This is a genomic window from Acinetobacter sp. NEB149, from assembly GCF_012516415.1.
Taxonomy (GTDB): Bacteria; Pseudomonadota; Gammaproteobacteria; order Pseudomonadales; family Moraxellaceae; genus Acinetobacter; species Acinetobacter lwoffii_V.
This window is the reverse complement of record NZ_CP051208.1, coordinates 2,715,015-2,734,961: the sequence shown is the minus strand read 5'-3', so window position 1 is coordinate 2,734,961 and position 19,947 is coordinate 2,715,015. Positions and strand designations below refer to the sequence as shown.

20 protein-coding genes are annotated in these 19,947 nt (G+C 44.8%); 13 read left to right on the top strand and 7 right to left on the bottom strand.

Annotated elements, in window-relative coordinates; all coding sequences use genetic code 11:
* Positions 1 to 28 precede the first annotated feature (28 nt).
* The 8 genes from secY to HGD77_RS13130 all read left to right on the top strand — a co-directional run bounded on the left by secY (position 29) and on the right by HGD77_RS13130 (position 6,107).
* Positions 29 to 1,348: a preprotein translocase subunit SecY gene (gene secY, locus HGD77_RS13165; protein WP_171054339.1), complete on the top strand. Its 1,320-nt coding sequence runs from the start codon at positions 29 to 31 to the stop codon at positions 1,346 to 1,348.
* Positions 1,349 to 1,367: 19 nt separating this feature from the next.
* On the top strand, positions 1,368 to 1,484 hold the full coding sequence (gene rpmJ, locus HGD77_RS13160) for a 50S ribosomal protein L36 (protein ID WP_000867907.1): 117 nt from the start codon (positions 1,368 to 1,370) through the stop codon (positions 1,482 to 1,484).
* 105 nt (positions 1,485 to 1,589) lie between these two features.
* Positions 1,590 to 1,946: a 30S ribosomal protein S13 gene (rpsM, locus tag HGD77_RS13155; protein WP_004281492.1), complete on the top strand. Its 357-nt coding sequence runs from the start codon at positions 1,590 to 1,592 to the stop codon at positions 1,944 to 1,946.
* 19 nt (positions 1,947 to 1,965) lie between these two features.
* Positions 1,966 to 2,352 carry a 30S ribosomal protein S11 gene (gene rpsK / locus HGD77_RS13150; RefSeq protein WP_004281491.1) on the top strand — a complete coding sequence of 129 codons (387 nt, stop codon included), beginning with the start codon at positions 1,966 to 1,968 and terminating at the stop codon, positions 2,350 to 2,352.
* Between the two features lie 12 nt (positions 2,353 to 2,364).
* The gene (gene rpsD / locus HGD77_RS13145) at positions 2,365 to 2,991 is read left to right on the top strand and encodes a 30S ribosomal protein S4 (RefSeq protein ID WP_004281490.1); all 627 of its coding nucleotides are present in this window, start codon (positions 2,365 to 2,367) and stop codon (positions 2,989 to 2,991) included.
* 16 nt (positions 2,992 to 3,007) lie between these two features.
* Positions 3,008 to 4,015, top strand: a complete 1,008-nt coding sequence (locus HGD77_RS13140; RefSeq protein WP_004281489.1) for a DNA-directed RNA polymerase subunit alpha — start codon at positions 3,008 to 3,010, stop codon at positions 4,013 to 4,015.
* 18 nt (positions 4,016 to 4,033) lie between these two features.
* Positions 4,034 to 4,399: a 50S ribosomal protein L17 gene (gene rplQ / locus HGD77_RS13135; protein WP_004281488.1), complete on the top strand. Its 366-nt coding sequence runs from the start codon at positions 4,034 to 4,036 to the stop codon at positions 4,397 to 4,399.
* A 217-nt stretch (positions 4,400 to 4,616) separates the two neighbouring features.
* Positions 4,617 to 6,107: a flavin-containing monooxygenase gene (locus tag HGD77_RS13130; RefSeq protein WP_004732270.1), complete on the top strand. Its 1,491-nt coding sequence runs from the start codon at positions 4,617 to 4,619 to the stop codon at positions 6,105 to 6,107.
* 60 nt (positions 6,108 to 6,167) lie between these two features.
* Here HGD77_RS13130 and HGD77_RS13125 read toward each other — a convergent pair whose 3' ends face one another.
* Positions 6,168 to 7,340, bottom strand: a complete 1,173-nt coding sequence (locus HGD77_RS13125; RefSeq protein WP_004732268.1) for an acyl-CoA dehydrogenase family protein — start codon at positions 7,338 to 7,340, stop codon at positions 6,168 to 6,170.
* A 184-nt stretch (positions 7,341 to 7,524) separates the two neighbouring features.
* Between HGD77_RS13125 and HGD77_RS13120 the strand changes: the two genes are divergently transcribed.
* From HGD77_RS13120 to HGD77_RS13100, 5 genes are all read left to right on the top strand, one after another.
* Positions 7,525 to 7,782, top strand: coding sequence for a succinate dehydrogenase assembly factor 2 (locus tag HGD77_RS13120; protein WP_004281484.1), 258 nt, complete (start codon positions 7,525 to 7,527; stop codon positions 7,780 to 7,782).
* Positions 7,775 to 8,161 (top strand): hypothetical protein, encoded by a 387-nt coding sequence (locus tag HGD77_RS13115; protein WP_004732265.1) that lies wholly within the window; start codon positions 7,775 to 7,777, stop codon positions 8,159 to 8,161. The genes HGD77_RS13120 and HGD77_RS13115 overlap by 8 nt, the downstream gene beginning before the upstream one ends.
* A 535-nt stretch (positions 8,162 to 8,696) precedes the next feature.
* The gene (locus tag HGD77_RS13110) at positions 8,697 to 9,737 is read left to right on the top strand and encodes a hypothetical protein (protein ID WP_004732263.1); all 1,041 of its coding nucleotides are present in this window, start codon (positions 8,697 to 8,699) and stop codon (positions 9,735 to 9,737) included.
* A gap of 67 nt (positions 9,738 to 9,804) precedes the next feature.
* Positions 9,805 to 10,377: a rhombosortase gene (gene rrtA, locus HGD77_RS13105; RefSeq protein ID WP_004732261.1), complete on the top strand. Its 573-nt coding sequence runs from the start codon at positions 9,805 to 9,807 to the stop codon at positions 10,375 to 10,377.
* Between the two features lie 197 nt (positions 10,378 to 10,574).
* Positions 10,575 to 12,857 (top strand): TRAP transporter large permease subunit, encoded by a 2,283-nt coding sequence (locus HGD77_RS13100; protein WP_168387020.1) that lies wholly within the window; start codon positions 10,575 to 10,577, stop codon positions 12,855 to 12,857.
* Between the two features lie 63 nt (positions 12,858 to 12,920).
* Here the strand turns inward: HGD77_RS13100 and HGD77_RS13095 are convergent, their stop codons facing one another.
* The 6 genes from HGD77_RS13095 to rnr all read right to left on the bottom strand — a co-directional run bounded on the left by HGD77_RS13095 (position 12,921) and on the right by rnr (position 19,756).
* Complete coding sequence (locus HGD77_RS13095) at positions 12,921 to 13,802, bottom strand: DMT family transporter (protein WP_086044454.1); 882 nt, start codon at positions 13,800 to 13,802, stop codon at positions 12,921 to 12,923.
* Positions 13,803 to 13,857: 55 nt separating this feature from the next.
* Complete coding sequence (locus HGD77_RS13090; RefSeq protein ID WP_004732253.1) at positions 13,858 to 14,292, bottom strand: hypothetical protein; 435 nt, start codon at positions 14,290 to 14,292, stop codon at positions 13,858 to 13,860.
* Positions 14,293 to 14,309: 17 nt separating this feature from the next.
* Positions 14,310 to 14,519, bottom strand: coding sequence for a YheV family putative zinc ribbon protein (locus HGD77_RS13085; protein ID WP_171054337.1), 210 nt, complete (start codon positions 14,517 to 14,519; stop codon positions 14,310 to 14,312).
* A 40-nt stretch (positions 14,520 to 14,559) separates the two neighbouring features.
* Complete coding sequence (locus HGD77_RS13080) at positions 14,560 to 16,599, bottom strand: M3 family metallopeptidase (protein WP_004732252.1); 2,040 nt, start codon at positions 16,597 to 16,599, stop codon at positions 14,560 to 14,562.
* A 69-nt stretch (positions 16,600 to 16,668) separates the two neighbouring features.
* Positions 16,669 to 17,223 (bottom strand): hypothetical protein, encoded by a 555-nt coding sequence (locus tag HGD77_RS13075; RefSeq protein ID WP_004732250.1) that lies wholly within the window; start codon positions 17,221 to 17,223, stop codon positions 16,669 to 16,671.
* 85 nt (positions 17,224 to 17,308) lie between these two features.
* Positions 17,309 to 19,756: a ribonuclease R gene (gene rnr / locus HGD77_RS13070; RefSeq protein ID WP_004732248.1), complete on the bottom strand. Its 2,448-nt coding sequence runs from the start codon at positions 19,754 to 19,756 to the stop codon at positions 17,309 to 17,311.
* Positions 19,757 to 19,947: the final 191 nt, after the last annotated feature.

Sequence of the window (19,947 nt, the reverse complement as noted above, 5' to 3'; positions counted from 1 at the left end):
TCCTAGTTCTTCAGGTCATGTCAACATGATGAAAGGCCAACCATTTCATGTGAAATACCGTGAAATTATTCGTCGAATGATGTTTCTCATTGGTGCGTTGTTGGTGTTTCGACTAGGAGCGCATATTCCAGTACCAGGCATCAATAATGCTGCGTTAGAAAACTTGTTTAATGCAAACCAAGGTACCATCCTTGGTTTGTTTAACATGTTTTCTGGTGGTGCATTAGAACGAATGTCTATTCTTGCTCTCGGGATCATGCCATACATCTCTGCGTCGATTATCGTGCAGTTGATGTCAACTGTGGTTCCTTCGCTGGAAGCTTTAAAGAAAGAAGGCGAGCAAGGCAAACGTAAAATTAATCAATACACACGACAAGGTACATTATTCTTAGCGCTGGTACAGGCGATAGGTATGTGTGCAGGCCTGATCAGTCAGGGGATTACCCTGAATACTGGTTTGGCTTTTTATGTTCCTGCAGTAACCTCACTGGTTGCGGGGACCATGTTCTTGATGTGGTTGGGTGAACAGATTACCGAGCGTGGGGTGGGAAATGGTATTTCCATGATCATCTTCGCGGGTATTGTTGCCGGATTGCCTAATCTGATTATGCAATCTTTCTCCTCTGTAGATAATGGCCAGACCAGCCTGATTGGCTTGGTAATTTTTGGTTTGTTATCTCTGGGTGTTTTGGCAGCGATCGTGTTTATTGAGAAAGCGCAGCGTCGTATTCCGGTAAACTATGCTCAAAAACAACAAGGTCGTCGTGTATTTACTGCACAGCAGACACATTTGCCATTAAAAATTAATATGGCGGGTGTGATTCCGGCAATTTTTGCCAGCTCATTACTTTTGTTCCCTGCGAGCTTAGGGCAGTGGGTGGGTAGTGCAGATCCAAATGCTGGATTTATTAAGCGTAGCCTGCAAGATGTAGCATTGGTATTGTCGCCTGGTCAGCCGTTGTATTTGGTGCTCTTTGGTGCGTTAATTATCTTTTTCTGTTACTTCTATACAGCACTGGTATTTAGTCCTAAAGAAGTGTCAGAGAACTTGAAACGCAGCGGAGCTTACGTGCCTGGTATACGTCCAGGTGAGCAAACTGCTCGTTACTTAGATCATATTCTCAATCGTTTGACCTTTATTGGCGCGATTTACATCGCAGTCATTTGTTTGATGCCGATGGTATTGCAAAGTTCATTTGGTATTCCATTCTATTTGGGTGGTACCTCTTTGCTGATTGTTGTGGTGGTAGTGATGGACTTTATGGCTCAGCTGCAATCACACCTCACTTCGCACCAATACGATAATCAAACGTTAATGAGAAAAACGACTGCTCATCCTAAGGGATAAGCGCACTTGAGGTTTCATCATGAAAGTACAAGCTTCTGTTAAGAAAATTTGTGGTAGCTGTAAAGTTATCCGTCGTAATGGGGTTATCCGCGTAATTTGTAGCGCAGAACCTCGTCATAAGCAGCGTCAAGGTTAATCTGATTAAGACCTGTTGATTTCTGTAGGCGAATTAGGTTATTATCCGCCCCTCAAGATTTTTGTGGGGCGGTTGATTATCTACTGCCTTTTTGGAGAAAATTGAATGGCTCGTATTGCCGGTGTAAACATTCCGGATAACAAGCACGCTGTTATCTCTCTAACGTATATCTTTGGTATTGGTCGCCATACTTCAAAAGCTATCTTAGCTGCTGCTGGTATTGCTCCAACTACTAAGATCCGTGAATTAGATGACGCTCAGCTTGATGCGATTCGTGCAGAAGTTGCTAAGGTTCCGACCGAAGGTGATTTACGTCGCGAAATTTCCATGAACATTAAACGTTTAATGGATTTAGGCTGCTACCGCGGTCTTCGTCATCGTCGCAGCTTGCCTGTCCGCGGTCAACGCACCAAAACTAACGCTCGTACCCGTAAAGGTCCGCGCAAACCTATTAAGAAATAAGATTTCTGGAAGCTAAAAGATGGCTAAAGATACTCGCGCACGCAAGAAGGTCACTCGTACCGTCTCTGAAGGTGTCGCACACATTCACGCTTCTTTTAATAACACCATTGTGACTATTACCGATCGTCAAGGTAATGCACTGGCTTGGGCCACTTCAGGTGGACAAGGCTTCCGTGGATCACGTAAATCAACTCCGTTCGCTGCTCAGGTAGCTGCTGAAGTTGCTGGTAAAGCTGCTTTAGACTACGGTTTGAAAAACTTGGACGTCCTTGTAAAAGGTCCTGGTCCTGGTCGTGAATCTGCGGTTCGTGCTTTAGGTGCAGTGGGTTATAAAATTAACAGCATTACCGATGTGACGCCAATCCCGCACAACGGTTGCCGTCCACCTAAAAAACGTCGCGTGTAAGGAGAAACATTCATGGCTCGTTATATTGGTCCAAAATGCAAACTCTCTCGTCGCGAAGGGACAGACCTGCAACTTAAATCAGGCGTTAAACCGTTTGATGTTAAGACAAAAAAACATGCGAAAGTTCCTGGCCAACACGGCGGGGCTCGTGGTGGTAAACAATCTGAGTACTCACTACAATTACGTGAAAAACAAAAAGTACGTCGCATGTACGGTGTTTTAGAGCGTCAATTTAGTAACTACTATAAAGAAGCTGCTCGTGTTAAAGGCGCAACTGGTGAAAACCTGTTGAAGCTACTTGAAAGCCGTCTTGATAACGTTGTTTATCGTATGGGTTTCGGTTCTACTCGTGCAGAAGCTCGTCAGTTAGTATCTCACCGTAGCATCACTTTGAATGGCCGTCGTGTTAACATTGCGTCTATCCAAGTTAAAGCGGGTGATGTGATCGCAGTTCACGAAGGCGCTAAGCAACAATTACGTATCAAAAACGCAATTGAATTAGCTACTCAACGTGGCATGCCTTCTTGGATGGAAATTGACCATTCTAAATTAGAAGGTACGTTCAAAGCTGCACCGGATCGTTCTGATTTACCTGCTGAAATCAACGAAAGCTTGATTGTAGAATTGTATTCTAAATAATCCTTGAGGAAGCAATATGACGCGTACTGCAAATGAGTTTCTAACTCCGCAAGCGATCAAGGTCGAAGCGGCAAGCGGGACCTCGGCAAAAGTTATTCTAGAACCATTAGAGCGTGGCTTTGGTCATACTCTTGGTAATGCTTTACGTCGCATCCTTCTTTCTTCTCTACCTGGCGCAGCTGTGGTAGAAGTTGAGATTGAAGGGGTCGAGCACGAGTACAGTACTTTGGAAGGCTTGCAGCAGGACATCGTCGAGCTCTTGCTGAACCTAAAAGGATTGTCGATTAAGCTGTTCGATCAAAATGAAGCTTATTTAACATTAGAGAAACAAGGTGCAGGCGACGTAACTGCGGCTGACCTTCGTTTACCTCATAATGTTGAAGTGGTTAACCCTGAACATTTGATCGGTACTTTAAGTGCCTCAGGCTCATTGAAAATGCGTCTGAAAGTGGCTCAAGGTCGTGGCTACGAGACTTCTGATTCACGCTTCCCTGAAGGCGAAACTCGCCCAGTGGGTCGCTTGCAGTTAGATGCGTCTTACAGCCCAATCAAACGTGTTTCATACACCGTGGAAAACGCGCGTGTAGAACAACGTACTGACCTTGATAAACTGATCATTGATCTTGAAACTAACGGTACTGTAGATCCTGAAGAAGCGATCCGCAAAGCTGCAACTATTTTGCAGCAACAAATTGCGATCTTCGTTGACCTTCAGAAAGATCAAGCACCTGTTGCTCAAGAGCCTCGTGAAGAAGTTGACCCAATCTTGCTTCGCCCAGTAGATGATCTAGAGCTAACTGTTCGTTCTGCTAACTGTTTGAAAGCAGAAAACATTTACTACATTGGTGATCTTGTACAGCGTACCGAAGTTGAGTTGCTTAAAACTCCTAACTTGGGTAAAAAATCGCTTACTGAGATCAAAGATGTTCTGGCTTCTAAAGGCTTACAACTCGGCATGCGTTTAGAGAACTGGCCACCGGCTAGTCTCCGTATGGACGATCGTTTCGCCTATCGTAGCCGTTAATTAAGTAGGACTATCACCATGCGTCATCGTAATAGTGGTGTGAAATTAGGCCGTACAAGCAGTCATCGTAAAGCGATGTTCCAAAACATGGCTAACTCTTTGTTCGAGCACGAGTTGATCAAAACAACTGTGCCTAAAGCAAAAGAGTTACGTCGTGTAGCTGAGCCTTTAATCACTTTAGCTAAAAACGATACAGTAGCAAACCGTCGTTTGGCGTTTGCTCGTACTCGTTCAGCAGCAACTGTTGGTAAATTATTTACCGTTCTTGGCCCTCGTTACAAAGAGCGTAACGGCGGTTATCTACGTGTTCTTAAAGCGGGCTTCCGTGCAGGTGATGCTGCACCGATGGCTTACGTTGAGCTAGTAGATCGCGAAGTTAACTAATTTCGTGAAGAATAACGTAAGTTGTTCGAAAAGGTCGGTTGAATAAACCGGCCTTTTTTAATGCCTGTATATTTTAATTTAAAGTGATTGAGTTCAACATAACTGATCTGGCCTGAAAAGATAAAAAAATAGTGGCTTTTTAATGAACTTGACATTGTGTATTGTCAGTTTTGTGATTTAATAAAAACAGATAGCATCGCTTAGGTAAAAGAACAACATGGAAAAGCAGGTAGATATTTTAATTGTGGGTGCAGGGATCTCGGGGATTGGTCTAGCAGCACATCTTTCTAAACATTGTCCGCAACGCTCTTTTGAGATTATTGAACGCCGCGAAAGTATTGGTGGAACTTGGGATCTGTTTAAATATCCGGGAATCCGTTCTGATTCGGATATGTCGACTTTTGGTTTTAATTTCAAACCCTGGAAGAAAGAAAGCGTGCTTGCCGATGGCGCATCCATCAAAAATTATCTGGCTGAAGTGGTAGAAGAGTTTAAACTTCAGCCAAAAACCCATTTCCAGCATCGGGTTCTGAGTGCTAATTATGATTCTGCCACCTGCAAATGGTCAGTAGAGATTGTGGACGCACAGGGTAAGACGCAGATCTGGATCGCCAACTTTATACTGGGTTGTACCGGTTATTATAATTATGATCAGGGTTTTCAGCCGGAGTTTCCAAATCAAACTGCATTCAAAGGTGAGTTTATTCATCCGCAACATTGGCCGGAAAATTTAAACTATAAAGGCAAAAAGGTGGTCATTATTGGTAGTGGTGCGACCGCGATTACCTTGGTTCCTGCGATGGTCAAAGGTGGAGCAGGTCATGTGACCATGTTGCAGCGTTCACCGACTTATATTGCCTCTGTGCCTTCGGTCGATTTTATTTATTCAAAAATGCGTAAATATCTGCCTGAGGAGGTCGCCTACAAGCTGACACGTGCGCGTAATATCGGCATGCAGCGCGGGATTTATGCTTTGGCACAGAAACAGCCAAAATTATTAAAATCACTTTTGCTTAAATCGGTGCAATTCCAGCTGAAAGGTAAAGTGGACATGAAGCACTTTACCCCGAATTATGAACCTTGGGATCAGCGTCTCTGTGTGGTGCCGGATGGGGATCTGTTTGAAATTTTACGTGAAGGGCAGGCATCGGTTGCAACGGATCAGATAGAAACCTTGACCGAAACTGGAATTCAGCTGAAATCAGGTCAACATCTGGATGCTGATATTATTGTTTCTGCAACGGGTCTGAATATTCAAATCCTCGGCGGGATTCAGGCGACGATGGATGGTCAGCCTATCGATACCTCACAGCATATGCTGTATAGAGGCATCATGGTCAGTGATATACCAAATATGGCGCTGATTATTGGCTATATTAATGCCTCCTGGACACTTAAAGTCGATATTGCAGCTGAGTATATTTGCCGTTTGTTGAACTATATGGATCAGCAAGGTTATGCGCAGGTGATTCCTCAGGGAGATCAGAGCGAATTGCTTCAGGATACCGTCATGGGTAGTCTCAGTTCGGGTTATATTGCCCGTGCTGCGGATGTGATGCCAAAGCAGGGTAAACATGCTCCGTGGAAAGTCAGCAATAATTATCTCGCAGACCGCAAGGAACTCAAACAGGCTTCCTTTGAAGATGGGGTGCTGAAATTTAGAAAAAACAGCAATGCTTTAAAGCATAAACCGCGTCTGGTTTCTTAAAGTTATATTTTTGCATACAGAAAAAGGAGTCCTAAGAGACTCCTTTTTTATGAATCCATTTTAAAGTGAACGGGCGATGAGTTCTTTCATGATTTCATTGGTACCCGCATAAATCCGATTGGCACGGTTGTCGATATAGGCACGGGCAATCGGATATTCCAGCATATAACCATAGCCGCCATGCAATTGCAGACATTCATCTACGACTTTGCTGTACATTTCTGAAATCTTGTATTTGGCCGCAGCAGCGGCATCTACGCCCAGTTCGTGATTGAGTTGCAGCTGCATACAGCGATCCAGATAAGTGCGGCACACATCGATCTCGGTACGTAGTTCTGCCAGTTTAAAACGGGTATTTTGAAAATGGCTGATGCTCTTGCCAAATGCCTGACGTTCCTTGGTATATTTCACTGTATGGGCAAAAGCGGCTTCAGCGCCTGCCTGACAGATAATCGCCACAATCAGGCGTTCCCAAGCCAGTTCTTTCATCAGCATCATAAAGCCCATGCCTTCCAGACCGAGCAGGTTTTCTGTGGGTACCCGAACATTGTCAAAGAAGAGTTCGCAGGTATCCTGACCTTTCATGCCAATTTTATTCAGCGGCTTGCCTTTACTAAATCCGGCACGCTCTGCTTCGACCATAATCAATGAAAGATTGGCTGAACCTTTGTCATTATTGCCGGTTTTACAGACCACAATCGCCATGTCACAGAGATAGCCATTGGTAATAAAGATTTTGGAACCACTAATCACATAGTCATCGCCATCGAGTACTGCCGAGGTACGCACTGCTTGCAGGTCAGAGCCAGTTCCCGGTTCGGTCATGGCAATCGCGGTGACGACCTCTCCAGACGCCATTTTCGGTAACCATTGTTGTTTTTGAGCTTCATTACCAAAATTCAGCAGATAATTGGCAACAATATCTGAATGCAATGAAAATCCAGTCGCTGAATCTCCGGCATAGGCCTGTTCCTCAATCAAAATCATGCTATACAGCCGGTCTACGCCAGAGCCGCCATATTCTTCGGGCATGGTAGCGCAGAGCAATCCAAGCTCACCGGCTTTATTCCACAGCTCTCGATCTACATGCTGTTGACTTTCATAACGCTCGGTATATGGAATGACTTCTTTCTCATAAAATTTACTTACCGTCTCGCGAAAAGCCTCATGTCCGGTAGTAAAGAGTTGGCGCGGCAGCATCGGGGCAAGTGGACGAATGGCTGCAGATTGCATCTTGTTATTCCTTATTTTGATCTGTTTGGTTTAAAGTTAGGCCAAGCCAGGATCGGCAGCAATGAGCGAAATGTTCAAATGAGCTAAATCTGCTGATGCTTTTGGTCATTTCTCTGAAATCCCTCGAAATTCAGCAGGCGCTTCAGGTAAACTGTCCGGGTTTATAACGAGTTGGGGAAATTCGATGACTGATGACATCAGCTTAGAAGAGCGCAAAGTGATTTATCGTGCGCGTCGTGGTCTAAAAGAACTGGATGTATATTTTGATCCCTACGTAAAAAACCATTACCTGAATGCTGAGCCTTTCGAAAAACAGATGTTTGCAGAACTGGTTGAGCAGGAAGACCCGGATTTGCTGGACTGGTTTATGGAAGTGTCTGAGCCGCCGCGTCCTGAACTAAAAGATTTTATCAAGAAGCTTAAATTTTACGTTCATGGATAATCGTTGCTTCAAGCTGAAACGCAGTCTGTGTGCATTGGCGTTTCAGCTTTTTATTTTTGCACTGCTGATGTATCTGTTGTATCAGTTATTACCGATTGCACTTTGGGCAGTGTGCGCTGTCATAGGCTTGGTGATTTATCAGCTGTTTTACCGCAAGACACCACAGATTGAACAGTTTGAATATCTGGATGGACGTGAATGGTCATTGACCGCTAAAGCACGATCAACCCGTCGGGTATGTATTAGTCACGTGATTGATCATCAGGCGTATATTGTGGTGTATTTCCAGCATGCCAAGGCGCGACCTCTGCTGATCTGGTGTGATCAATTGCCCTTCAAACAATGGAAGTCCTTAAAATTATTGACTAAATTAATTTAGTTGTAAGACAAATACATTTTAATGATTTGATTAAAATGCACATAAAACAAATATTTAGATCAACTTCCTATTTTTATTGTCAGACAAAAATTACGGTTAATCTATGACTTAGAGAAATTGTCTGACAATTTATTCCCTATGTTTTATTTTTAGCCTGTACATTTAACTCACCAACAGCAACTACGGGATACCTTACTGGAATTTCCAGTGTGGATGTTTCTGATCGTAGCGATTGTTTTGGCTCTGGTAATCGGACGACTCGGGACGGTACTGAAGGATAAATTTTCATCTTAATCAAGCAGGGTTTTATCATTTTTCTGCTTGTACAGTTAATAAGTAGCATGTGCTGAACCGTCGCAATGCTACTTTTTTTTGCCCAAAATTTGGGATTCTCCTAAATACAGTCAATTGCAGCGCGGCCATTTAATGGCAAAGTGTCTCGTCTAAATTAGAGTAAATACTCTTTTATTCACAAAATGCTTCTGATATCTTTAGCAGAAAGATGGACATAATCACAATTATAGAGGACAGGAAAATGTCAGGCGTCCGTAAAATATGCCAAGGTATGGCGACCATTGCAATAACAACAACAGTTTTGACAGGGTGTTCTCAGGTCATTAAAACCGGTGCCAATGTTGCACTGGGTTTCACCGAAAACCATATTGTCCCGCCGATTTTAGCGATGGATGATGCTGAAATGGTGTGTAATTCAGGGAATTCTTTAACGCCGGCCATTATGGCGACCAAAGAAATGGGGGCGGATCCAACGCGGGTGGCCGTGCTGATGTATTCGGCTGCCGGTATTTGTGCCGAGCAAAAAGCGCTGGAAGCCGAGTTACGCTATTTACGTGCTTCAAAAACCAATCAGGTGGCAGAAGCCCAAGATGCCCGAATCGAGCAGAAGCGCTGGGCAGCACTGGCGGCACAGCGTCAATATACTGGTTATCAGCTGTTCCAGAGCCGTTATGAAAAGAAATATCAAAAAGCCCTGGGTGAAGAATGCCCACGCATGAACAGTGATATCGAGCAAACGGTTTATCTGTTGGGTATGCTCAGTGGCTTGCAGGCCATGACCAATGATATTAACTCGGGTGGTGCAGTGCATGTACCGAAAGATATTGCTGCCGTGGTCGAGCGTGGCATGGTGTGTCTGGATAACGCGAAATTCTGGGGTGCGCCGAATGCCACCCGTGCGGTGATCTGGACTTTGTTGCCAGGCGCAGGGGAAGGCAAGCCTGACCCTTACCAAACATTAAAACAATCTACACAAATTGGCGAGCAAAAAGGTGTACGTTTATCTCATGCCTTGTATGCCGTAGCGGCTCAGGCCAGTGGGGATGATGCCAAAGTCCGGGATGCCTTAAAAACCTTTGCTCAGGCACGTACCGAGGAAAAACCGGTGAATCCGCAATTCAAGCTGATCGACAGCATGGCTGCAATTATGGTCAGTGGCATATCGGATCGTTACTGGACAGAAAATACCGGTATACGCAGTGGCGATGATGGCATGCAACGTTTCTGGGATGAATCCGACAGTTCTTCCGAGCTCGATGATCTGTTCAGTGCGGATCTGTAATGCAGATACTATACATGAATCTTCAGGGATGAAGTCAAATTAGATGGTCAGGGAGGACAATAGGCCGATGCTAGATCAACATTTTCGACGAAAAATTATTTTTCTAGCGGCTTTTGTCTCTCTCTCTGCATGTCTGCAAATTTTTCAGGATTATTTCATCTATTGGCAAGAGAGCCTGCTGGGTGAATTCTGGCGACTCTGGACAGCGCACTGGGTGCATGTGGGCTGGCTTCATTATTTCCTGAACATTCTTGCCTTTCTCTGTTTGCCTTTCATTTTTCCACGCGCCACCGTCTGGCATTTCTGTGCCATTTTACTGATCTTGCCACCGTTGATCAGTTTAAGTTTTTATTTTTTCTTACCCAATATTGAAGCCTATGCCGGCTTGTCAGGCGTACTGCATGGCGCCTACGTAGCAGTGGCCTGTGTGCATTTGCTGTATAAGCGGGAACGCGGTTTTGCGGCGCTGGTGTTGTTTTTGATCTTTGCCAAACTGGTCTGGGAAAACACCATTGGCAATGTCGGGACGACGCAGCTGATCGGTAGTCCGGTTTTGGTTGAGGCACATTTACTTGGTGTGATTTGGGGCGTTATTCTGGCGCTGATCTATATCGTGAGCAATTATTTTCGGGATAATTAAAGTGCAGAGATAAATCATTTTCTTGGCAGAAAATACAAAAAGAAAATATAAATTGTCATTTTTATTGTGCCAATTTTCATGCAAAGTCAAAACATAGAATAAAGATCCTGACCTTTGAAAAGGAATTTTCGGGGCAGAAGGGAAGATCGGCGTCCTAGACCAAGCATCAGGCCGCTAAAATAAAAATAGGAATACACATGCAAAATGATGATCAAAACAGATCAGGATTAGGTCTGTTGCGTTATATATGGACAGAGTGGATCTCGACCTTCGTCGTGCTGGTTTTACTTTTGCTCACTTTGATTATTGGCACCGGGGAAATGATTCACGGCCAGTTGCTGCGTATGGGCGAGCGTATTTACGGCGATCCGGCAACCGCAATGCAATATTCATTTCTAAGGGCTGAACCGACGCGTCCACAATGTGAACGCAATATCAATGTTGATCAGCGTGTTCAGCAGCAGATGAAAGCCGATGCAGCCGATGAATATGCTGATTTCTTCGGGGTGCGTTCGGAAGCGGATGTCCGTGCTGCGGTGTTACAGGCACAGCAGGTCTGTGAAGAATCCTACCTGTTCTATGATAAAGCCATTCAACATGTGGAAGCTCATCCAAGTATTCGGGCTTATCGGACGTTTGAAACCTCTTTCTTTGGTATCTTCAAGTTTGGTACAGAAAACCGGGCTTTGCTCTTGGTTATCATGGTGGTCTTTGCTGCGATCAGTGCCACCCTAAAAACTCATCATATTGGTTTACGTAGCGCGAGCACACGTATCGACTTTAAAGTTTATTCGGTCGCCATGCTGGTTGCTAATGCTTTCCTGGCATTTTCATCCTATAGCCAATATCAGTCCGTATTGAACTCGGGCGTGCCGATGGGAGAGATGAAATACATCTACTGGTTGTGGATGATTCTGTTCAGCACCCTCACATTGATCAGCTTGTATCAGGTGATCAAACAACCAAAACCAACGCGTGAGGGCGGCAGTTTTGGTCTGGCCTTTCTGAGTGTACCGCTATATGCCTATATGGCCATTACGACCGGAATAAATTTCACTTTCTTTATGGACTATCCAATGGGACAGGGGATTTACCTCGGTCAATTGGTAGAGTTTTCTAGTATCTTCCTGAATCTGGCCTTGTTTATCTGGGCCGGTATGTTGCTGAAACAGACCCGTGTCGTGGACATGTTCCTGAACATTCTGCGTCCCTGGAATTTGGCACCTGAAACCCTGACCTGGCTAATCTTGCTGGCAGCTGCATTACCGACTGCCTATACCGGAGCATCAGGGATTTTTGTAATTGCCGCAGGTGCGATTATTTATAAGGAAGTCTGGAATGCGGGTGGACGCCGTCAGTTTGCACTGGCAGCCACCGCAATGTCCGGCTCAATGGGCGTAGTCTTACGTCCTTGCTTGCTGATTGTCGTCGTGGCATCACTCAATAAAGAAGTGACCACCGACTTGCTCTATCACTACGGGATTTATGTCTTCCTGCTCAGCTCGACTTTATTCCTGGTAATTTCCCTGTTCTTTGCAGAAAACAAATTCCGCATTGCTGCGCCTACTGTGGCTGCTCCTCAATCCGGTCGTGCCTTCATGGCGATTATTCCATATATCGTGATTTTCATTCTGATCTGGTTATTCTATAAATATGCCTTGTCGACTGACCTGAATGAATTTACCGCACCGGTGATGATGCCAGTCATTCTGCTGATGATTGTCCTGTTCGATAAGTTACGCCATGAACCTGCGCCGTTGCCGGCAGTGGGGCATTGGGATGAAACCTTGACCGCAACTTTAAACTCAAGATCGACACCTGAACTGGCGACAGCCGGTGCCGCGGCCAATGCAGAATATCGTGAAGCTGAACATAGCGAACAACCAGGCAAAGAGCTGGTTGTTGATCATGCTGTGCAGCGTTCAAAAGCGACTGAAATTTTGCGTCATGTCGGTTTCTGGAAGTCCATGCATATTTCGACCAGTGAGACCGTGGGACATATTGGTGCTCTGGTCATCCTGATGGCACTTTCGGTGAGTGTCGGTGGCTTGCTAGAACGTATGGAAATTATGGAAGCCTTCCCGACCGATATCAGTAGTACCATTCTGGTGATTTCACTGATTGTCGGCTTAATGATTTTTGTCGGGATGATCATGGATCCATTCGGTGCGGTGATTCTGATCTCGGCGACCGTGGCTCCAGTGGCCTATCAATACGGCATTCATCCAGTACATTTCTGGATGATTACCCTGATTGGTTTTGAGCTGGGTTATGTGACGCCACCGGTTGCGCTGAATCATCTGCTGGCCAGACAGTCGATTGGCGATGCCGAAGTGGCCGAGGCGGATGCAGAAGTACGACACTTGTCTTTCTACTACCGTTATGAACGCTGGATTTTGCCGGTGATAGTATTGCTGCCTGCGATGCTGATCATTGCCTATGTGCCTTATATCTTTAAGCTGTTCGGCTGGTATCAATAAGAGAAATACAATAAAAAAGCACCTACGGGTGCTTTTTTATTGTATTTAATTTGAATTCTTTGATCAGATCTTCGATGAATTCAAGCGCTTTTGCAGGATCGGACTACACAGTAGAATCGCACAGAAAATCAGCCCCAGCCCAATCAGGCTATAAAGGTCTGGAACTTCCTGCCAGAACAGAAAGCCCCACATGCCGGCAAAGAAAATCGCCACATAGTTGACCGGTCCAATCTGTCCTGCCGGAGCCAGCTTGTAGGCATTTGACATAAATAGTTGGCTGAAATTGGCCAGGATGCCGGCAGTAATCAGATAGCTGAGTTCTGTCAGAGTATAAGGCCGCCATAGCCAGAACATCGGAATCACTGAAATCAGGGTGCCAATAAAGCAGAAATAAAATACAATTTTTTCCGGAGACTCGGTTTTAGTCAGTGCCCGAACCGTGACAAATGCCATCGCCGCTAGAAAACTCGCACTCAAACCAATGACCGACATCAGGTTAATTAAACCCGAATCCGGTTTGGCAACACAGAGTACCCCGATGAAACCAATTGCAGCGGCGACTAACATGCTTGCTGTTATTTTTTCCTTGAGAAATAGCCAGGCAATCAAAGGAATAAAAATCGGAGAAGAGTAGGTGAAGACCATGGCATTGGAGAGTTTTAAATGGGCAATGGCATAGAAAAAGCCGTACATGGCAGTCAGTCCGACCACTGCGCGCCAGGTGTGCATCCATAGTTTTTCAGTTTTGAAAAAACCAATGCCTTTATTGAAAATGAAGGGCAGGAAAATAAACAGCCCGACAAAATTGCGAAAGAAGACCACGGTGGCGTTATCAACCGTTGCTGAGGCATAACGGATACACACGCCCATGACTGAAAAGAGAAAAGCAGAGCAGGTCAGTAACAGAATGGCTTTAAGCAGATGCGGAGCGGCTGGGGCAGACATGGAAACAACTGAGCTAGAAGATCTGACGATATTCTAGCTGAAATGCTGCCGAGATTTACTGGCTTTGAGCAAGTTGTGCTTCAAGTAACTTGATCTGTTCCTCTTTCAGTTGGATCAACTGGTCGGCATCGCTATGCTGCGCATCCAGTGTGGCTTTTTGTTCATTGAGCTGAACTTGGATGTCATCTAATTTAGCCACTTCTTCTTTGGCCAAACTGGCATTCTCCGGCACCGGTGCATCTAACAGCTGATCTGATACCAGTGCTTTAGTTTCGATCGCCTCAGCTGCTTTCGCTGCAGCCGTATCTTCTTCAGTTTTCGCCGCAGGTTTTGCTGCCGGAACAGCCACGATATCTTCCTGATGCATGCGTTCCGCTTCACCGGAAGAGGCATTCAACCACTGATATAGCAATACCAATGCAACGACAGTAACTAAAGCCCCCATAATCCCCATTAAAAGTTTGGGGTTATTTCTTTGTTCTACTGACATAGCTTGAACCTTGATTTTTATTTTACTGAACGAGGTTTAAACTGAATCACGCCAACTTCATCTGGAACAGCTGGTGTTTCTGGTTGATCAACATGTGTGGGACGATTTTCTTCATAACCACATTCAATACATTCGATCCATTCATCTTCACCAGAGGTCAGCATGACGACGCGATCTAACGCCTGACATTTTGGACATTTTGCGCCTGCAATGAAACGACGTTTAATGGTCATCATACTCACCTTGTGATCAACTTAAAAAGCTAGTTTAAGCGTTTTTAGAGGGGTTCGTCCAACCTTGATGACGCAGCAACGCATCTATTTTTGGCTCGCGTCCGCGGAAATTGATAAATGCGTCAAGTGCTGTGTCTTTTCCGCCAACTGCGAGGATATTTTCCCGAAACTGCTTTCCGGTAGTGGTATTAAAAATACCTTCATCTTCAAAGCGGTCGAAGGCATCACTGGCCAAAACTTCGGCCCATTTATAGGAATAATATCCTGCTGCATAACCACCGGCAAAAATGTGACTGAAGCTGTGCTGGAAACGGTTATAGTCAGTGGTCGGTAGGACCGCATACTTTTCACGGATCTCATTCAGAGTAGCCTGAACCTGTGTTGCATTTAAAGCCGGATTGGCTCGGTGAATCCTCAGGTCAAACAGGGCAAATTCAAGCTGACGCAGGGTTTGCATGCCAGACTGGAAGAAACGTGCATCGAGCAAGGCCTTGAGCAGTTCAGCCGGCAAAGATTCTTGAGTTTCGATGTGCTCGCTGAGCAGATCCAGACTTTCCTGATCCCATGCCCAGAATTCCATAAACTGGCTTGGCAGCTCAACGGCATCCCAAGCCACGCCATGGGTACCTGCTACCGCAATATTGTCCACTTCTGTCAGCATATGATGCAGGCCATGGCCAAATTCATGGAACAGTGTAATCACTTCATCATGGGTCAGGAGTGCAGGGCGATTGCCTACAGGTGGGGTAAAGTTACCGACCATATAGCAAATCGGTTTTTGCAGGCCATCACTGGTCTGCATACGGGAACGGAAACCACTCATCCAGGCACCGCCACGTTTGCCTTGGCGTGCATACAGGTCAAAATAGAAGCCGCCAATCACCTGACCTTGATCTTCCAGTTCAAAATAACGTGCATCCGGATGCCATACAGGCGCTTCGCGTTCAATGACTTGAATGCCATACAGGCGATTGACAATATTGAACAGGCCTTGCAGAATTTTCGGTGCAGGGAAGTAAGGTTTAAGCGCTTCCTGTGACAAATTAAATTGCTGCATTTTTAGCTTTTCAGAATAATAGCCGCTGTCCCACGGTTGCAGATCACGGATGCCATCTTCAGCGGCAATCGCTTTCAGTTCAGCGATTTCTTGCTCTGCCGGTGCGCGGGCATGCTCTGCCAGAGCACGCAAGAACTCGTCTACAACCTCTACACTCGGTGCCATTTTGCTGGCTAAGGACAATTCCGCATAATTATTAAAGCCAAGCAGTTTTGCCATTTCCAGACGCAGACTCAGGATTTCTTCGATCAATGCAGTATTGTCAAACTCGCTCTGTTCAGCCTGATCTGACGCACGCGTGGTATAGGCTTTATACAGTTCTTCACGCAGAGGACGATTTTCTGAGTGGGTCATGATCGCCAGATAAGACGGGAAATCCAGCGTAGCCACCGGTTGATCCAGCTCGCGTTGCTGACCATATTGTTTTAACAGCTCAATATTACTCGAAGATAGACCCGCTAACTCATCTTCATTCAGCGGTCTGAAATAGGCTTGAGTCGCATCTAGCACATGGTTGGAGAAGTCGGAAGATAATTGGGATAGACGTGCAGAAATTTCCGCATAACGTTTTTTCGCCTCACCCTTTAATGCTACCCCAGATAATTTAAAGTCACGTAAGGCCAGTTTAATTGCGCTTTGCTGTGCTGCCGGGAGTTCATTATAAATCGACGCATCGTAAATATGCTGATAGGTTTGATACAGCGCCGTATGTTGACCCAGTTGCGTATAGTATTCGCTAAGACCCGGTAAGAGTGCTTGATAGACATCACGGGTTTCGGCATTGTTCATGACGGCATTTAAATGCGACAGGATGCCCCAAGACTCACTCATATTATTTTCAAGCGTGTCGACATGTTCCAGTGTAGTTAGCTGCTCCTGTACTGAAGTAGGTGTTTCGGTGAGTTCATTCAGGAACTTTTGCCCTTCAGCGATACAGCTTTCAATTTTTTGTTTTAGCTCAGCCAGCGTAATCTGATCAAATTGTGGAACAGGCAAAGTTGCCTTTTCTAAAGTCATGTCGGTCTGCCGATTTATTTCCTATGATAAATCTAGATGTAGGGGTTATGAGCTAGGAAATCAAGCTATCTACAGTTTTTTCTCGATCTTTTGATTTAAGGTTATTAATGATTTATTGATATTTTTTAATTGTTCTAATAATCCTCCATTGGATGCTGGAAGTGATTCTAATTCATTTATATCAATTGTAGAGATGTCAGTGATTTTTGTTTTCCAAAGATTCAAAGGGTGTTTATACAAATATGTAATAGTGAATGTTATAGGGGAATTATCTAATGAATCTTTTAAGCCCCCATATTTCCCCCAATCGTATATATAGCTCTGATTGGGTGGGAATACTTTGACTCCATTTTTAAAAATTCCAGTTTCAAAATATTGTTTTTCAGAATTTAATTTTTCAATTCCAAATGCTGCACGAGGGATTAGTCGATCACTAGATATTTTCACATTATGAGCGATGGATTTTCCAATATTTTTAACATGAAGTTGGATTACGGATTCTTTCCCATAATGAGGCGTAGCAAAAATAATAATTTGTGGTTGCTGATCGGATTTAAATACTGCGTAGGTTACGAGCAGAGCCATAAGAGAAATGATTAATGTTAGAATATTAATAACTTCCAATTTATAATTCCTTTTTATTTCTAATTAGTATCTTGATTATAAATAAAAAAGAGCGCCGTAGCACTCTCTTTTTGATCATCAAAAATTATTCAGTCTTGGCTTTTGCATTCGACTTTTTCTTTTTGACCTTGGCCTTTTTCTTTACTTTATCTTTAACCTTTGCTTCAGACTTTCCTGCAGATGGTTTAGCAGACTTTTTACCGTAAGAGCTGGGTTTTCCTTTTCCTTTTTTGCGTCGTATGGGCTGTTCTCCATCGGCGCTCAGGTTGGATTTAGATTCACGTTCATTGTTGCCAAACACTTCTTCTGTAGCTGCTGGACGTGATACTGGTTTTTTCTCGCTCACGCGCGGTGCACGGGCACGAACTGCACGGCCGGCATGACTGAGTTGTTGCACCAGTTCAAAGTCGATCTTGCGTTCTTCCAGATTGACACCGGCAACCTTGATTTTGACTTCATCGCCCAGACCAAAGACCTGACCACGGTTCTGGCCGATCAGATTCTGGCTGCTTTGATCAAAGACAAAGAAGTCATCCCCTAGCTGGCTGACATGCACCATACCATCGACATACAGGTCTTTTAGCGTGACAAACAGGCCAAATTCTGCCGTTGCACTAATAATGCCGACAAATTCTTCACCCAGATGCTGCTGCATATAATGGCATTTCAACCAGGTCGTTACCGAGCGTGATGCTTCATCTGCACGACGTTCTGTGGCAGAGAAATGGTCACCAGCTTCATCTAAAGCACCACCTGAAAGTGGAGATGGCTTGTTATTTAAATGTGCTTTGATTGCACGATGCAATAACAGATCCGGATAACGGCGAATTGGTGAAGTGAAATGTGTATAGGCTTCATAAGCCAGACCATAATGGCCTGCATTACTCGCACCATAGTAAGCCTGCATCATGGAGCGTAATAACACCGCATGAATACTTGGTGCATCAATCCGTTCTTTGGTCGCTTCAATCACCGCCTGATAATCTTTCTGAGTCGGCTGTTCCGGGAAATTCAAACCCAGCAGCTTGACGAAGTCACGGACTTTCTGGATACGTGAGAACTCAGGTGGCTCATGCACGCGGTACAACATTGGCATTTCATTTTTCAATGCATATTCTGCGGCTGCCACGTTGGCTAGCAACATACATTCTTCAATCAACTTATGTGCATCATTACGGCTACGCGGCAAAATTTCTTTAATTCCGCCTAGTTCGTCGAAGGTCATGTAAGTTTCAACGGTTTCAAATTCCATGGCATGACGTTCAGCACGTAAACCTTTAAGAACTTGATAGAGTTGGAACAGGGTGTTGATCGACTTGCGAACTTCGCGATCTTCGGTAATCGCCTGGCTGTCGCCTTCCAGATACTGTGCGACCTGATCATAGGTCAAACGTGCCTTGGAATGCATGACAGACGGATAGAACTCAAAACCGGTGACTCGGCCAGCACGTGACAGTTTTAAATCACACACCATACATAGGCGGTCAACGTTCGGATTTAACGAACACAGGCCATTCGACAATGCTTCAGGTAACATCGGTAAAACAAAGTGCGGGAAGTAGACTGACGTCCCGCGTTCCTGCGCTTCATCATCCAGTGGTTTGCCTGGACGTACATAATGACTAACATCAGCAATGGCCACGACCACGCGATAACCACCGCCGGGACGTTTTTCGGCATAAACGGCATCATCAAAGTCACGCGCATCTTCACCGTCAATAGTAACCAATGCTAAATCACGCAGATCAATACGGCCTTCACGGTCTTTGGCCGTTGGCTCTTTAAAGCTTTCGGCCTCTTTAACCACTTCTTCCGGGAATTCATAAGGCAAACCATATTCTAAAATGGTTTGTGGAATGATGATTTCAGTATCGGCCTTGTCCGCCATGGACTGCACAATATGTCCGGTCGCGAATTCTTCACGGGTCGGATAAGTATCAATCGCCACACGAATCGAGTCACCCAGATTGACCTGGGCATGTTCAATCAATTCTTTTTCAAGGGTGATTGGCTGATGTGCATTTGGGTTGGCTGGCTGGATAAAGTATTCACCATCATACTCTGACACTTTACCAATGATCTGTTTGACACGATGCTGCACAACTTCCGTAATATAGCCCCAGGCCTTACCTTTACGGTCTACCGAAGTCTGACGCACTTTAACGCGGTCACCATTAAAGACCAAGCGCAGTTCACGCTCAGCCAATAAGAGGTCGTCCTGGCCGGAAATGTTGGCAGTTCCCATCCCTCGGGAATTGATATAAACCGTCGCTTCGGATTCAGGTTGCTCGACGGCAATCTGAAACTTGTAGCCATCTTTCATCAGTTGCCCGTCACGCACCATCGCAATTAAACGGTGGCTCAGAGCATCAATACTTTTTTGATCTGCAATTTCAAAATGTTCGACCAGGTCTGCATGGGACTGGGCATTGTTCTTTTCGATGGTTTCTAAAATGAGCGTGCGGCTAGGGATAGGGTTGTCATAACGTTCGGCTTCAGCTTTTGCTTCAGGATCGACCCAGTTTTTCATCATGTCTTTAAATTTATCTTAGGAGATAGGTTTAGCATAAAACATGTGTGCGCAGACTGCACGTAAATGATTGCAATAATCCATTTAAGTTTTCAATTTTCTGTTAATTTTCGATAACTGGAAATTTATGCAGTTTTTTTGCCATCAAAATGCACGAAAAATCGAGGAATTGCTTAAAAAGTATTTAAACGAGC